Raw genomic sequence first — 15,482 nt, forward strand, 5'->3', positions numbered from 1 at the left:
ATAATGGATTTAAACCATTATAAGCGTTTGTACGGAGAGTGAGGGATGACAGTTGATTTTTAACAAACTATAAAATGGCTTAACTACGCTGTTTTTAGCGTTTTATTTTATAAATAAACCTAAGTAAATATAACTATTTTGACACGTATTTGACACGTGAATAAAATAACCACGCCTTTTATTGACGTGGTTGGGAAATATAATTTATTAGAAAATAAATAACGCTATTCATAACGATTATTTTAATACTAGGTATATTATACCATAATTATTACGCATTTTATTTCATTTTGTAACTAATATTATTAAAGTAACTTTCTAATAAAAATAAGACCACCTTGTAAGGCAGTCTTATTTATTGAATCAAGCTTAATATAAAAATATACTTTATTGGGATCAACATTTTTACTATAGGGGAATTAAACTTGACAAATAAATATAAAATTTTTAGGGAGTAATAGGTATGAATCATGAAGTTCGTAATTAACATAATAACACAATACTTTAGTTTTTCAAATAAAAAACGCTACGGTTTTAAAGTAAACCGTAGCGCAAGTTAAATTATATAAAATTCAACAATCACACTAAAAAAAGTTAGAACAACCTAGTAATCATTATACCGAATTTTGTTATCTATTCAACTAAAACAACTTGCATTCTTATCATTAGGATAAAAAAACGTATCAATTAAGATACTATTTATAATTAAGGAAACCGTCGCAACAGTTAACCTCAATTACACTCCGCAGATATTTACCGCATTAATAATTTATTTTGTAATTTTATAATCAGACAGCCCTATCACTTGTAAGTATGCTTCCAATTCTTCAATTCGTTCTGCTTCCAATTCTTCAATATATTTTTCCATGTACTCAAAATATATTTCACCGTTTTTAAATGGCATCTTTACCGTTAAATTTGCAGCGTTTTTTCTATTAAATTTGTTTCCGTAATCAAATTTACCCTGTGCTGCTTTCCGCATCACAGAAATAAAATATAATAAGCTTTTTTCACTCCACCTATTGTCCCTTTGCTCCATGACTTGCACATGAGAATAACCGATAAAATCATTTGGTTGATAAAATATACTGTCTGTTGTTGTTGTATCACTAAACGTTACAACTCCACCTTTTTCTGTTGTATTAAAATTAACATATCCTCCTATTCCATTATTTGTACTTGAATTCACTACCACTGGCGAAATCCCTTTTTCGCGAAAAAGCTTTTGATTTGTTAATCCATAATTTTTAGTAGGTCTAATTTTAAATAAATCTCCAACTCTAACCGTTTCAAATTTGCCCCCGTCGTTAATAAAATCATTCTCTACCTTAGTCATATGAGAGCTTATATCTTTGCCACGGTTTTTTTTACCTTCTAAAACTTGAGTTACTTCCCATGACAAATAATCAGATACGGTCTTCTTAAAATCTTCTATTTGAGGTACATTATCTGTTTTTACATGCTGATCAAAGTTCCAATCTTTGCCAGAATCATTTATAAAATCTTCTATGTAAGAGCTATCAATATCCCATAATTCATCATTGATTTTAGCCTTACTACCTGCTTTATATATTTTTAAAATGTCACGATACCTTTCAACCGGCGAATCTTTAACTTGAATACCTCTCCCCGTTCTTTTATAGCCATCATTTCTAAAGTCAATAAATTTTACTGTTTTTTCAAAATCATGAGGTATTTTAGCTTCAAAAACATATATACTTGTCTGCACTCCTGCCATTGGCTGAAATAAATCTCCAGGCATTTTTATACTTGCTAAAAGAGTATGTTTTTTTAAAATAGATTTGTTAGTCTTTTCAGCTTTGCCAGTACCAGCACTATCTTGAATTATTATAGCGCCGACTCCGCCTTTTTCCATATTATTTAATCCAAACTCTATAAAAGGCATTCCATTCTCTTGATAACTAAATGGAGGATTTAACAATAACTTTGTTGCTCCAAATTTTTCGTATAAACTTTTAGGAGTATTAAATGTATTAGCTTTTCTAATATTACTAGAGCCATCTCCTCGTAATATCATATTGGTCGCCGCAAGCGTATACATTTCAGCATTTAGTTCAACACCTAGTAAGTTATTTCTTTTTATATTTTCTATAACTTCTTCGGCCACGCTAGTCCCTTTTCCTAATTCCATTTCTGCTTGTTCAATCATTAATTCCATAGAACTAATCAAAAAGCCCGCACTTCCTGTTGCTAAATCCATTACTTTGCTGTCTTTTTGTACATCCAATAGTTCGGCCATCATCTTAGTAACATAAGGCGGGGTTAATACAATTCCTAACTCTGTACCATCACCCAATGCATATTTTAAAAACTCGGAATACATTTCTCCCATAATATCAATATGTCCTGTCATTGAATCTATAGAGCTAAAGATATTTTCGTAAATAAATGTAAAGATTTGCTTATTAGTACTGCTATCTCCATTTAGTAATTTACTAACCTCTTTATCTAATACTGTTTTTTCATCTCTTTGCTTGTCTTTAGATATTTCTTGAAACGAAGAAAACATTAATTGCATTTTTTCTCTTTCAATATTTTTTACTAGTAAATATTCTTTTATTTGATCAATAATTAGTTTTCCATCTCTCTTAGTATCTGTTTGTAAACCTTTTAAATCATGAGGCTCCAATCCTTTTTGTATTATATTTCCTTCATTATCGTTAATATCTTGCATAGACAAAAGCATACCTGATACATACAATACTCTTTGTGGTGCTGTAATATTATGATTATGCATCAATTTATTTAATTGCTTTGCATATTTTTGTAATGACGTTCTACTATCTATTAAAATTCCATGTTTTTCAGTTTCAGTTAAAATCGCATCATTATAAAAATTTTCAAAACTAGTTTTGTTTTCTAAGAAATTTAAATTATTATAATTTTCTACATGTTTATATGTGTCTTTTGAACTCCCGAAAACATAATTAACATCTACGATTACATTTTCTTTATTATCACCTGCAATCCCAATTGCAATTACTTCTTTATATTTATTACTCTTTATCATATTTCTCGCATAATGAAGGCAACCATTAACAGCAAAATTAGAGATAGATTTGTTGTCATCTTTAATTCCTGATTTATTAAGTGTTTTGAGTTTATTTACACCTAATTTATTTTCAATAATAACAGGTATATTATATGCTTCAACATGAAAGTCTGGTGTTCCAAATCGCGTTTTCTTCTCTGTTTTAGCACTACCTTTCAATGCTTCCTTCATATAATCTGACATTGAAGTTTCGTCATTATAATCTACCAATTTTTCTAATCCTAGTTTATCTAAATAACCTTTTACATAATAATTTACATCAGTTTCTAGTTTCCAATCCATTTTAATAACCTCTCATATCACCTGTTTAATAATACTAATATAATATAAAAACCAAGCAACTATCGTAACAGTTAGCTTAATTGCACTCTATAGATAAGTACTGCAATTTCAAATAATTATAACAATACCCCCCAGTGACATGTATGAGTGGTTAATGTAGCGATTATAGATTGCTACTATAACACCTTACATGCATATTCATATAGTTTTTCAGTAGTACTCAAAGTAAGATTATCAATATCACGTTTCCCTTGTCTTAACTGTGATAGTACGTATTGCGATACGCCTGCATCTTTATATATTCTATATCCTGTTATGTCACTTTCGATCAATTCAATTATTTTTAGTTTGTAGTCACTCATTTTATCTACGTCCGTTCTTCTTATCTAAATAATAAAAATGTGTTTTTCTTCCTATAAATAGCAAAAATGGTAGGCTTAATATAAACAACGATAAATACATTTGCTCTGTCATAATTGAAAACCTCCATAATTTATTATATACTTCAAGTGTAGGGAGGAGCCCTAAGGATCCAAACATAATTTTATTCTTTGTTGTTTGGCTTTCGGTCTAGGTAACCGAGATGCCATTTTCTAAGTTGTTTTAACACTTCTGGAACAACCAGTACTACCAATACTGGATTTTCTAGAAGTGTTTTTATTATGTCTATCACGAGGCTTTCACCCCCCTTACACATAACTTGTAAGTCAATAACTAACTTACAAACACAATTATACTAAACAATCGTTTAGTATGCAAGCTATTTATTTTAAATTTCACATAAAAAATTAGGGCAGTCGCTAGGACTACCCTTGATGACGTGGTGGTATATTTATTTTAACATATTAGTTAATAGTTCCCCATAACTCACCAACACTTTGGTTGGGAGGAGCTACACCATTCCATGTGCGAATAGGAATGTAATAAAGAGTATTTTGCCATTCGTATTCAAGCCATACATGGTTATCTTGTAAAAGCACGCTAGTATAATCACAATAACCACCTGGTTGGAAATCGTAAGCATGTGGACAACTTCTAAATGGCCCAACTGTCCTAACCATTATCGGTTGACTACCATTGGTAAAACGCGCTTTCTCAGACATGTACCATGTGCCATAACTATTTTTACGCCACGCACCTGCTACAGTTGATTTAGTATTACTTGATGCGCTTGTACCTTTAACTACAGTTGCTACAGGGATATCTCCATTCATATAGCTACGAATCTGCTTAATAAAGTAATCCTTTAATTTCAGTTGCTTGTCTTTAGGTAATAAACCTTGAATAACTGGGTCAAAACCAGTGTGAAGTTTAGCAGAACGATGAGGACAACTTGTCGCATAATATTCACAATGCAACATCACTGTATTTCTATTTGCAGGTAGACCCCACTTTTTAAGTAAACGTGCTGCCTCTTGAAATGCTGCTTGTTCGTTTTGTAAGAAGGTTTTATCATCTGCACCAATAGACTGACAAACCTCTATACCGTATCCGTTCTTGTTCCCATATTGATTAGCAGTGTGCCAACCAATTTGACTTTCGTCTAGCGCCTGCCAAACTGTACTACCACTAACATAACTGTGTGCTATTCCTGCCTCTAATCTTGATAGTGGTGCATTAACCAGTCCGTTTCTGTACGCCTCTGCAGTCGCTCCTTTACTACCAGCATCATTATGGATAACAATAAATTTTGGGTTATAACCACGTTTAGGTAAGTTATAGCCTTTTACATAATCTTTAAAGTAATTTAGCTTTTTAGCTTTACGTGTCACTTTTTTAGTTTTTTTACTATTTTTTGTTACAGATTGAACAGAACGTGTTTGTCCTTCTTTTTTATATTTAGGACGGATAAACCACATAGGGAAATCGTAATTGTGAATTATGCGTTGAGCTACTTCTGTTTTAGCAAGTCCGCCACCAAACCAATTTTGGTCTAAAGATAGAAATTGATTATAACTCCCATCGTGGTTACCCTCTAAAACAATAGCCACATGGCCATAACCACCACCATAATTTCGATTGAAAACAACTACATCTCCAGCCTTCGCTTTGAATTCAACCGTGTTTTGATAAACAGTTGCTTCACCTTTGAAATTGTTGACGTTAGGGATGTCTGCAGCACCTTCTCCTTTTAATCCATGACCAAATAATTCATACCAATACATATTTGCTTCATCGAAGCATTGCCATCCCCAACTTCCATCGAAGTCCCAACCTTTACCTTCTAAACTGTGAATGTATTTAACAGCTTCTTTTTCTGTTAAGTTTGCAACCATTATTTAACCTCCTCGTGTAAACGAGATTGTCCATACATTAAATCTTCGTTATTTTCATAATCTGCTACATCCCATTCTATTTCATCACTATCGTCAGTAAACGGTTCGTTAGTGTCGAAAACTTCAGGTTTCACTGCGCCTGACTCACTTTTAAACTGTACTGGATGCGTTTCTTCGTTTCGTGGTGCATTTAAATCTAGGTCTATACCCGCGTCTGACACGCCTTTAGTGTTTGGATTAGTAATAATGCCTAAACCTGCTAAAAGCGTTAGAATAGTGCCTAAAATGCCACTGACGCTTTCTAATTGATGTGATAAATCAACACCGAAAATTTCACTAATTTGTTTGATAAGCAATAATACTGTTCCTACTAAACTTGAAACAATTGCACCGTTTTTTAGTCTGTTGGACCAATTTATTTTCATTTCTTTACCTCCATAAAAAAACCGGCATCAAAGCCGGTTGAATGTTATTTACTTTCAAAGAATAATTTTTTATCTTCAATAGGGTGGTCGTTATAAATGTATTTAGCTTCGAGTGTGCCTGTTGATGTCTTAGCTAACATTTCGCATATATCGATGTCATTTGTTATATTGTCGTGTTTAGGTAAGGATATCACTGTATTGTCTTCACCTTCATTAATATACGTAACAGTTGCATCTACTTTAAATTGAGGTGATTTAGGCGTTGCAGTATCTGAGCAAGATTCTAGAAACTTATCTAAATTGAATAATTTTCTATTGGATAAGGTGTTTATATAATCGTTAAAAGCGAATTCGAAAGCGCTTTTTGTATAATCATCTAATTCATTGCCGTCAGTAAATACTGCAACTCTAATTGGTGTTGTTGGAACATCTAAATTTTCTAACAACCAATAATCCATTGTTTTCTTATTATATAAATAGTCCTCTTTCATAATCTTCACTACTTCTTCAGCTACTGGTTTGGCTAAAAGTTCAATCCATTGGTTGCTCTCTTTATCAAAAATTTTAGGTATCGCTTGCATTACTCTTTACCTCCATTTGTATCAATCCATATTTTATTTGTGTCTTTAGGTGCTTCGTCACTAATTACAAAGTCCGATGAATCTCCATTTACTTCTGTTTGTTTTAAATATCCGTTTTGTATAGCGTATTCAGTTAGTTCTTTCCAAAGATCGTGAGTTTCAACATTTATGAACCCCATGCCTATAGCACTCTCCTCAACTTGTATTTTCGTTTTACTATCACTAGGGAAACAATATTGGTTGTCGACCCATATTTCCAATGTGTAAACGTCTGAAGGTAGAATTTTATCAATCACTAAATCGACTACATAGCTAGATTTTTCTTTATTGACTTTTGTTTCATAGATGTATTGAACACCTTTAGAGTTAATCAGATAAGCCTTTGCAGGTTTATCTTTAATTTCTAGGTCATCATCATTTGAATCAGTTAAAATGTAACGCATAACAGAAAAGTCACCCTGTTTAATGCGATTACCATCGTTTGAATCATTTAAATTAAGTACATTCGTTAACATATGACACCTCCATAATAAAAAACCAACCTATTAAGGTTGGTTTATACATGTGCTTTCTCTGGGTCGTAGTCGACGCCAGTCATTTCTTTATATTCCTCTGGTGTTACATAGCCTCTTTTAACAAATAATGCAAATTGTTCATTTGTATAGAAACCCATTTTATAGTATCTAATGCCGATATTACGCATTAACAGACCCTCCCATGATTGTTAGTGTTAAATTTGCGACATCTTCTTGTGTTGCTTTAAGTTTTTCTTGCGTTTGTAACAATTCGAGTGATAAATCGGCGATCAATTCATCTTTATTGTTGTCTGGTTCTTCTTTTTTAGGTTGCTCATCATCTTCAATTTGTTGTTTTTTCCATTCCTCATACGGTGTTCCAATCCATTTTCCACCGTCAAATTTAACCGGCCAATACAAACTACTTGGTGGCATGATTTCAGTGTATAAGTCTTTATCGTATCTTTCTTTACTTTCGTCTATAAGAAAGGGTTTTCCGTCAGATTTTCTAAAAATTTGTATCATCTAAATACCTCCTAAACCATGTATGTGAGATTAATCATATAAGTGCTTCCCGAATCTAAAGCGCCTATAATTTTCATAGTACCGTCACTAGCCAAATATGCTGCCGCACTGCTTGTTCCTATTCTTTGATTTAATTTATATTCAATATTTCTGACTGGTGTAATGTCAGAAGGCAGTTGAGCGAACACTAAGCCTGTAGATAAATTTTTGATGTTACCAATGATTTGGACTGTCTTGTTATCTCCATTCTTTCTAACTCTATATGAAACCGGTAAATATACGTCACTATATACATCAGGAGCTGCGCCGTTAACTAGAGGTAATGGAACCCAACCTGTATCTGTAGACGCTTGATTGATATAACGCCATTCTGATAAACCGTTATACGTTACTCTTTGAAGTAATTGACTAGAATTGTAGGGTTGGAAATATAGTGTGGACAATTGAGAGTCTGAACGTGTTAATTTTAAAAGCCAACCACTTGTAGAACTAACGTCGGTTGGTAAACCGGTTGTTTTAGATATATAACGTATTCCTGAAGGTAGTTTTTTAATTTCATCTTCATTACTTAAATTGATAATTGAGTTTGCATCAAAGAAGTTAGTGCCATCATCGTTTGTTAGCCTATATTTTTGACTTTGTGGATTAAGTTGAATCCAGCCTCTATCATTGTTACTAGCATAAATTGTTTTAGACCAAATAGCATTTTGATAATTCTGAATAAGGATAATATGTTTTCTACCGTTTTGACCTTTTGTAACGTTAATTTCTGCTATATAGCCTGCACCATTTGGATCAGCAGGGGCATTTACAGATTTATAGTCGTTGGGTATAGAACATTCATATAAACCGGCATCAAGTGTTTCTATCGGTTGTGACAAAGTGCCAAGCCATTTTCGACTTCCATCGTTTTCAGTAAATCTGTATTGTTGCCAGTTGCTAAAATCAGGTAATTTAGGTGTAATTTCTGCTTTTTGTTCATCTGTCAGACTTGCAAAGTCGAATGATTTACCATCTACACCATCTTTACCATTAACACCATCTCTACCATCTTTTCCAGGTGGGCCTTGTGGACCAGGATTTCCGTTAACGCCATCGATACCATTAATGCCATTTTTACCATCTTTACCGTCTTGTCCTGCTGGACCTTGTTCTCCAGTATCTCCTTTAGGTCCTTTGAAGATATCTACATTGTCTTTCATTACTTTTTCTACGATATCATCAAGTAATTCTACTCGTATTTCTTTGCCTACACTTTTAGTTATACCGCTATCGTTAACAGTAAAGTAAAAATTAGCAACATGACTGCTATCGTTATTTTCTGGGTTTTCCAAAAACAGTTTGCATTGCATCTGACCAACATGTTTAGTGATATATTCTGGAATGATATATCTTACATAACCCTCTTCAGGTTTTATTATTTCAAGAGGTTCATTAGTGAAAATAGAACCGTCTTGAGCAAAAACATGAAGTATAGGCTTAAACTTTGTTTGGTTAAAATTAACCGGAATATACTCTTGTTGTTCACTAATCAAATTTTTCTTTTTGAGATGGATATCAATAACAGATGTCTTGTTATCCATTGTGTACAGATTAACGTTTATGCTGCCTAAATCAACACCATGTTCATTGATGATTGTGTTAACTGTACCGCTTTTGTACGTTTCCATTTAAACACCTCTTTTTAATAATTTAGGGCTACATGCTGTCAGCACATAGCCCTGTTATTTGTATCTGTCTCTAATAAAATGTTCGCCTTTAATTCCGATTTTGTCATACAGATTCTTGATTGTTGCTGCCTGCACTTGCGCCCAGCGTACGTCGGTAGCGTATTGATGATTTCCTGGATGACGTGGATTCCAACGCATACGGTATAAAGTATTTTGACCTTTGCTAATAAAACCTTGTCTTACAAATTTAGCACCACCAATAATACCTTTAGCTGGAGTGGTCCAACCTCTGTTCCTAGCGTAAGTAATCGCATAGTTAGGGTTCCAATCATACGCACCAATACCAAAGTAGTTATAAACACCAGCACGACCGCTTGAGAAGTAAGATGTACCATAACCACTTTCCAGAAAGGCATGTGCAATCAAGTATATTTCATTCAAATTGTATTTCTTACAAGCATAAGCGACTGCTTTACCTTGTCCAGATAAAGAACCTTTTCCTCTCAGTATTTTATTCAGTGCTGAAACTGAAATACCTTGATATTTACCTAAATTAAGCATTTGATATTTTTGCGTTTTGCTATTCCATATTTTCAGTGAATTCATAGCATTAAGGGTTGCCGAATAACTGGCACCATACCAACCATTACCATAGTTGATTTGAGGAGATTTAGTCATTTGGATAGCTACGGCTCTTTTGAATGAATAAGCACTTCTTGAAACAACCACAGAAGGTTCTTTGCTTCCTTTTTTAGTTGTCGTTGTAGTTTTGTTTTTATTAACACTAGAAGCAGAAACAGTAACCTTAATTGTTTTTGTTTTAACTTTGTCTTTAGGAATTTCAGAAAGTAACTTCTTACTGTTTTTATATAGATATAGTAATCCATTGATTGTTTTATCTACATTTTTCTTAGGCGGCAATCCATTGAGTGATATATCCCAATCTCCATGCTCGTATACGCTTCGCCAAATATTAGATGTATCAACTTCAATAGAAGATGGTTTAACTGGTATACCTTGATATTTCATTCTGAACACCGCTTGTAGCATTGTGTGTATCTCGTTGACTATAAAATCATCTTTACTTGCTGATAAATCTTGGCAAACTTCAATGACAATATTGTCTGGGTGGCTTGGTACTTCGTACGTTTCTAATCTCGGTTGCCATATATGATTTCTATCTACGAAATAGTGTGGATATTCTTTGTCAGTTAGATATTTTTCTCTGTCAAAGTATAAGTCAAGAACTGAACACATTGTATTTGCGTTTCTTATAGTTACTTTCTTAGGGTTATGACCTCTATCTTTACCTTGAACAATATCGTGTCGGATAAATTCAGGGTAAGTTGGTTCACCATCATCTATAGTAAAATCGATATGTGTTTGTTTCTTCTTAATCGTTACTGTTTTATTATTATCTTTTGTTGTGGTGCTTGAAGTGTCAGAACCACCACTTGGTTTAGGAGGTTTTTTCTCAGCTTTATAAGGTGGTCTAACAAAATAAATGTTCCCACCATTACCGTTGTAGTTATGATTAACAAACGCTGCTCTCGAACCACTCCATTGGTTTGATCCAACCCAGTTTTGATCTACGCATTTAAAGTGTGATTTGTCACTAGGGCCAACAACTATTGCAGTATGTCCAGCCCAGCCATAAGTCCATACTGCTATATCACCAGGCTTTGGAATGAAACTAGATGTATTTCTATAAATTTTCCACGATCTATTAGGGTATTGACTGCGATTTGCCATAGCGTTTGCATTTCCCCAAGTTCTAAAATGCCAATATCTTTGAAAAATATAGTTAGGTAGATCCCACAATATTGTTACGATAGTATTCGCTACTTACTACCTTCTTCATATTTCTATGAATGTTCAGACTATATCATCAACCCAATAGGTTGCTCCCCGTTTCCACTCGCTTGAGCGTACGTCTTTCGACTAGTCGTTGCACGTTTCCTTTAAGGACTTCGCTCATGATTGCCCTCGCCTTTACGTTAGGGGTTCCCATGAATTAGAGGAGTTTTCATTAATGATTACTCACTAATGGTGCTGAAAGTTAACACTGGAACCCATATCTTCCGTCAATATCTACCCCTTTATGGTTCTTAGCCATCCATTTAGCCCAATTTACAACTTGAGAGGCAGTAGGTTTTCCACTTTTTGGTAATATTGCCATTCACACACCTACTTTCATTTTCAAAATAAAAAGCCGACACAATAGTGCCGACTTAGAATATATATTGTGCTAGTCCAATTGCTGCCCCAATTATAGTTGCTCCTCCACCGATTAAAGCTATAACAACTTGAAAATTTCCTTTTTGTTTATCAGAAATTGACTTATTTATATTTTCTAATTGTGCTTCGTGAGATTTAACTGTGTACTTTACGTCAGTGAATTCCGTCCCAACTTTTTCAATTACACTACTAATTTTCTCTAAGTGCTTTTCTAATCGCTCTTGTGATTCAAACTGTTTTTCTTGTAAACCTGTTTGTTTTTCTAATCTTTTATCAAGCGTACTATATGCTTCGATGTGTTTTCTGTCGTTTTCGTTAATTTTTTCATAAATTTTCCCAGTGTTTTGTATCCATTCGGTACGTAATACATATTTATCTTCTTCTTGAGACAATTTCTACACCTCCGTAGAACCCCATAATTCCACAAATTATAGCGAAAGTAGAAAATTGCAGAGGAAAAAGCCAATTGATAGCATGAAACACACTCGCAGATGTCATTAAGAAGTAAAAACAAGCATTGCCCCAACCCCCAATGCAAATAAGATAGTTAAATATGTTATTCAACTTTTGTGTGGGTAAAAAGAATGGTGCTGCGATAATAAAAGTGCTAAAAACCATAGCAAGTAAGCCCCATATCCAAATTGGCATGATGTGATGTAGAGCTAAATAGAAATCACTATCGTGAATAATGGTATTTGGTTCTCTTGTCCAAAAGAACCCTCTTTCAAACATAAGAGTTCCAAATCCTAAAATCATCAAAAATGATAATGAGTAAGTGATTGAATTATTTTTCATTATAAAATACCTCCTATACAACCGGATTAGATCCAGGTATTACTACTCCTTTAGTAGCGTCATACCAAGAACCCCATCTTGTCGTTTCACCCATCATGTTGCGAGAATATATTCTGTGTCTGTTATATGGCATGAATAACACTTTTTTGTATGTTTCGCTTCGTGATATCACAATAGCGTAACCACTTTGATTATCGGGATCTGGAGAATTTGTAGGGTTGTAAAGATAATAAAAACCAGTTTTATCAATCTTGTTCATTGTAGATAAATCGACGTTGTCTAACCTTATAGCAGCACCGTCTGATTCTGTAAGTGCTGATAATTGGCCTGTAGCACTCTTTATAGCTTCATTAACTTTGCTTTGTATTAATTCATCTAATCCGTCCGAAAGCGCCTTGAATTCGTCCTCATTTGCCTTCTTAGACAGTTCTGTGCTGACTTCTTCTTTCTTAGCATAATCGATTAGGTGTTCTTCTAAGTTTTGTTCAGTGATAACCCCTTCAGTTGCTGCATTTAAATGTTCGTTAACTTCTAAAACTTTATCATTGATAGTGTTAAGATAATCAGTTAATTCTGTTTCAGTTTGTGTAGCGAAATCTTGTATTTGTCCTCGTAAATCTGTAACTTGTTTGACAAATTCTGATTTTTGAGTGTTGACAAAGTTTAAGAACTCGTTCTCTGCTTCTTGAACATTTTCTAGCTCTTTAGATACTGTTTCAATTCTATCCTTTACTAAATCTACAAGGTCATCAATTTCTCGGATATATCTTATTTTAATGTCAGCATCAATTTGGTTGATTAACGCATCAGCAACGTGGAATCTAAACTCGTTAAGCACCACTGTATCTTTTCTTCCGACTGCTTTGATATATATTTGTCCAGTTACAGAAGTATCTGTAGAAGCTTTTAAGAAATCATTGTCTAAAGTTAGTCGTATAATACCTTGCATAGGGTCAACGTATTCGACTTCAACTCTGCCTGTAGAAGAACCATTATCAGAAACAAAATAAGCTGTTATCTCAGTGTTAGCTTCGCTAATCTCTAGGGGATAACTTTCCCCGTTTATTTCTCTACGCACTTGAAAAGTTAATACCGCAGTATTTATATCCATATTATAAAAGCCAATACCTTCATCAGATATTGGCTTTAAGTAAGGTTCATCAACAGTAGTGATTCTAGCTTCTTTATAAAATCCGTCCATTATGAAGCCTCCTTATTTTTTCTTTTTAGTTTTATGAATAATTTTGTTTGTCTTAGTATATGCGCTTGGTTTATTAGGATAAACTTGATGGAATGTTTTCTCTTTTTGGTTACCATACCCACCAGATTTAAGAATTTGAACTGCTGTGTGTGAATGTGATGGTGTGAAAGTGAGGTTAATAATCATATTTCTAACTCTAGCTACACCTTTTGTTCTTAAAATATCTACAACTCCCATTACTTCGTTAGAACTGTGTACTTTGTTCGGGCTTGTTGTAGAGTATTGAACAGGAGCGATTGCATGAAGTGGGATAGTATGCCATCCTTTTTTAACTGGCATTCTCACTCTGTATAAGTGACGTCTTCTACTTTTCCCGTTACCGCTGTACGAATGATAGTTTTGTACTACATAAGGTGCTACAGCTATCGTTGTATCTCTATCAACTTCAACAGTAATAGAACCATTTAACTCTACAAAACCATTAGCTGTGACTTGGAAACGTTGTTGTGTCATTAACATACGTTGATAATCTTTTTTAGCGATAAGTGAAAAAGGCTTAGTATCTTTTTTATCAAATCTACTACTATAAACTAATGACTTAACAATAGGTTGATTTGCAATTCTACCTTCTTTGTTAGTGTCTAGTTTTGATAGTTTGGAGATAATATTTCCTAAGTAATAAACTGAACGCCACATCTCTTGAGCGCCTCTAGGTTTTCCAGCTCTGCCTTCGTACACTTCAGGTAAGAAAGAGGTTGTACCATGCTTAATACCTACCCAGTTACTAAATGAGGCTAATGTACTTGAACCCCAAGTTACATAATCCCCATGATCAGATATTTCTGAAAGCATTTCAGTCATCACATTGTTAGGTTGGTTAGCAAAACGTGGATAGAATAAACAATAGTCACTTACTTGTGAAATAATATTATGACAATCGACGTGAGCTGTAATATCTCCTAAACCTTCTACTAACGCTTTCATGTTTCTACTTTCTCTCTCGCTAAAAGGTTTTGAACCTTTATAGTTTTTACCAGTAGAACGTGTACCACTACCATTTGACCAATAGTAGTCAAAGTTACGGTTTAAATCGACATTATTTACATTTTCACGTTCTTGATTAGCAAACCCCCATGGATTTACGATAGGAACCATGACAATACGCACGTTTTTACGTATATAAGCGAGTTGAGAATATTTGTTCCATTCGTTAACAACTAAATCCATAAAGCGACTTAAAGCGTAAAAAGCGCTATATTCATTGCCGTGTATACATGATGTGATGAGCAAGGTTTTTGTATAGTTTTGAGGTTTGAAGTCATAAGCATAAACGTTGTACTGATTACTTTGATCTTTACCTACATATTTTCTCGTCACGTAGTTGTTATCAATAAATTTATCATAAAATACTTTTCGGTTATCGTCAGGATCATTATTGTTAGGTGTTTCATTAACACCTTGTTCTGCACTAGCGATAAATGGGGGCGTAAACAGATAAGTAGCATCATCAGCTACATTCATCTCTTTATCTACTTTCTCATCTATTCTAGTAAAGTCATGTCTTAATCTTTCTGAAAGTATAGGGAAGTTTTGAGCGTCAATTGATGTACGACTGTCTCTCACTTCTTGTAGACCATTACCAATTGTTCCTAATACTAAATTTCTAATACGTTTACTTTGATATCCTAATTCTTGTCCTACAGTAACATTAGGACCAGTAGGCAATCTATATACAATTTGTTCAGAGTTATGAGCTTGCTTTTCGGTTTTACCATGCTTTACTAATATTTCTTCAATATTAGTTAGCATGTCTCGTATAGCAATGTAATTGAGTTCATTTTCTCTCACATACCGTGAACTAAATAAAGTATCTAGCTTGGTATATATTGTTTTACGCATTG

15 protein-coding genes and 1 pseudogene are annotated in these 15,482 nt (G+C 33.8%); all 16 read right to left on the reverse strand.

Annotation, left to right across the window (positions count from 1 at the left end; genetic code table 11):
• Positions 1 to 769: 769 nt before the first annotated feature.
• The 16 genes and pseudogenes from CM54_RS05735 to CM54_RS05800 all read right to left on the reverse strand — a co-directional run bounded on the left by CM54_RS05735 (position 770) and on the right by CM54_RS05800 (position 15,480).
• On the reverse strand, positions 770 to 3,355 hold the full coding sequence (locus tag CM54_RS05735) for an N-6 DNA methylase (RefSeq protein WP_082243229.1): 2,586 nt from the start codon (positions 3,353 to 3,355) through the stop codon (positions 770 to 772).
• A gap of 176 nt (positions 3,356 to 3,531) precedes the next feature.
• Entirely contained in the window at positions 3,532 to 3,717 is a 186-nt protein-coding gene (locus CM54_RS05740; RefSeq protein WP_030058967.1) for an XRE family transcriptional regulator, read from the reverse strand.
• Between the two features lies 1 nt (position 3,718).
• Positions 3,719 to 3,829 (reverse strand): hypothetical protein, encoded by a 111-nt coding sequence (locus CM54_RS12555; RefSeq protein WP_145375922.1) that lies wholly within the window; start codon positions 3,827 to 3,829, stop codon positions 3,719 to 3,721.
• Positions 3,830 to 3,899: 70 nt separating this feature from the next.
• A complete protein-coding gene (locus tag CM54_RS12560; protein WP_145375924.1) occupies positions 3,900 to 4,052 on the reverse strand; it encodes a hypothetical protein in 153 nt (50 codons plus the stop codon).
• 148 nt (positions 4,053 to 4,200) lie between these two features.
• On the reverse strand, positions 4,201 to 5,631 hold the full coding sequence (locus CM54_RS05745; RefSeq protein WP_030058964.1) for an SH3 domain-containing protein: 1,431 nt from the start codon (positions 5,629 to 5,631) through the stop codon (positions 4,201 to 4,203).
• Entirely contained in the window at positions 5,631 to 6,056 is a 426-nt protein-coding gene (locus CM54_RS05750; RefSeq protein WP_037549588.1) for a phage holin, read from the reverse strand. Before CM54_RS05750 ends, CM54_RS05745 begins: the two co-directional genes overlap by 1 nt.
• Before the next feature lie 44 nt (positions 6,057 to 6,100).
• The gene (locus CM54_RS05755) at positions 6,101 to 6,637 is read right to left on the reverse strand and encodes a hypothetical protein (protein WP_037549591.1); all 537 of its coding nucleotides are present in this window, start codon (positions 6,635 to 6,637) and stop codon (positions 6,101 to 6,103) included.
• Positions 6,637 to 7,152 carry a hypothetical protein gene (locus tag CM54_RS05760; protein WP_037549594.1) on the reverse strand — a complete coding sequence of 172 codons (516 nt, stop codon included), beginning with the start codon at positions 7,150 to 7,152 and terminating at the stop codon, positions 6,637 to 6,639. Before CM54_RS05760 ends, CM54_RS05755 begins: the two co-directional genes overlap by 1 nt.
• Before the next feature lie 41 nt (positions 7,153 to 7,193).
• A complete protein-coding gene (locus CM54_RS05765; protein ID WP_002469988.1) occupies positions 7,194 to 7,340 on the reverse strand; it encodes an XkdX family protein in 147 nt (48 codons plus the stop codon).
• Positions 7,333 to 7,677, reverse strand: a complete 345-nt coding sequence (locus CM54_RS05770) for a hypothetical protein (protein WP_037549597.1) — start codon at positions 7,675 to 7,677, stop codon at positions 7,333 to 7,335. Before CM54_RS05770 ends, CM54_RS05765 begins: the two co-directional genes overlap by 8 nt.
• Before the next feature lie 11 nt (positions 7,678 to 7,688).
• Positions 7,689 to 9,347 (reverse strand): BppU family phage baseplate upper protein, encoded by a 1,659-nt coding sequence (locus CM54_RS05775; protein WP_037549600.1) that lies wholly within the window; start codon positions 9,345 to 9,347, stop codon positions 7,689 to 7,691.
• 54 nt (positions 9,348 to 9,401) lie between these two features.
• Positions 9,402 to 11,165, reverse strand: a pseudogene (locus CM54_RS05780) (glucosaminidase domain-containing protein); the annotation flags it as partial.
• Positions 11,166 to 11,578: 413 nt separating this feature from the next.
• Entirely contained in the window at positions 11,579 to 11,977 is a 399-nt protein-coding gene (locus CM54_RS05785) for a hypothetical protein (protein WP_037549606.1), read from the reverse strand.
• Entirely contained in the window at positions 11,958 to 12,380 is a 423-nt protein-coding gene (locus CM54_RS05790) for a hypothetical protein (RefSeq protein WP_037549609.1), read from the reverse strand. The genes CM54_RS05785 and CM54_RS05790 overlap by 20 nt, the downstream gene beginning before the upstream one ends.
• 13 nt (positions 12,381 to 12,393) lie before the next feature.
• On the reverse strand, positions 12,394 to 13,581 hold the full coding sequence (locus tag CM54_RS05795; protein ID WP_037549612.1) for a BppU family phage baseplate upper protein: 1,188 nt from the start codon (positions 13,579 to 13,581) through the stop codon (positions 12,394 to 12,396).
• Positions 13,582 to 13,593: 12 nt separating this feature from the next.
• Positions 13,594 to 15,480 carry a M14 family metallopeptidase gene (locus CM54_RS05800; RefSeq protein WP_037549615.1) on the reverse strand — a complete coding sequence of 629 codons (1,887 nt, stop codon included), beginning with the start codon at positions 15,478 to 15,480 and terminating at the stop codon, positions 13,594 to 13,596.
• Positions 15,481 to 15,482: the final 2 nt, after the last annotated feature.

The sequence above is a fragment of the Staphylococcus sp. TE8 genome, from assembly GCF_000692055.1.
Lineage (GTDB): Bacteria > Bacillota > Bacilli > Staphylococcales > Staphylococcaceae > Staphylococcus > Staphylococcus capitis.

Coding starts and splice junctions, on each gene's coding strand:
- CM54_RS05750 (WP_037549588.1), bottom strand. CDS start 6,056: ATGAAAATAAATTGGTCCAACAGACTAAAAAACGGTGCAATTGTTTCA.
- CM54_RS05745 (WP_030058964.1), bottom strand. CDS start 5,631: ATGGTTGCAAACTTAACAGAAAAAGAAGCTGTTAAATACATTCACAGT.
- CM54_RS12560 (WP_145375924.1), bottom strand. CDS start 4,052: ATGTGTAAGGGGGGTGAAAGCCTCGTGATAGACATAATAAAAACACTT.
- CM54_RS05755 (WP_037549591.1), bottom strand. CDS start 6,637: ATGCAAGCGATACCTAAAATTTTTGATAAAGAGAGCAACCAATGGATT.
- CM54_RS05765 (WP_002469988.1), bottom strand. CDS start 7,340: ATGCGTAATATCGGCATTAGATACTATAAAATGGGTTTCTATACAAAT.
- CM54_RS05775 (WP_037549600.1), bottom strand. CDS start 9,347: ATGGAAACGTACAAAAGCGGTACAGTTAACACAATCATCAATGAACAT.
- CM54_RS05800 (WP_037549615.1), bottom strand. CDS start 15,480: ATGCGTAAAACAATATATACCAAGCTAGATACTTTATTTAGTTCACGG.
- CM54_RS05735 (WP_082243229.1), bottom strand. CDS start 3,355: ATGGATTGGAAACTAGAAACTGATGTAAATTATTATGTAAAAGGTTAT.
- CM54_RS05740 (WP_030058967.1), bottom strand. CDS start 3,717: ATGAGTGACTACAAACTAAAAATAATTGAATTGATCGAAAGTGACATA.
- CM54_RS12555 (WP_145375922.1), bottom strand. CDS start 3,829: ATGACAGAGCAAATGTATTTATCGTTGTTTATATTAAGCCTACCATTT.
- CM54_RS05790 (WP_037549609.1), bottom strand. CDS start 12,380: ATGAAAAATAATTCAATCACTTACTCATTATCATTTTTGATGATTTTA.
- CM54_RS05760 (WP_037549594.1), bottom strand. CDS start 7,152: ATGTTAACGAATGTACTTAATTTAAATGATTCAAACGATGGTAATCGC.
- CM54_RS05795 (WP_037549612.1), bottom strand. CDS start 13,581: ATGGACGGATTTTATAAAGAAGCTAGAATCACTACTGTTGATGAACCT.
- CM54_RS05770 (WP_037549597.1), bottom strand. CDS start 7,677: ATGATACAAATTTTTAGAAAATCTGACGGAAAACCCTTTCTTATAGAC.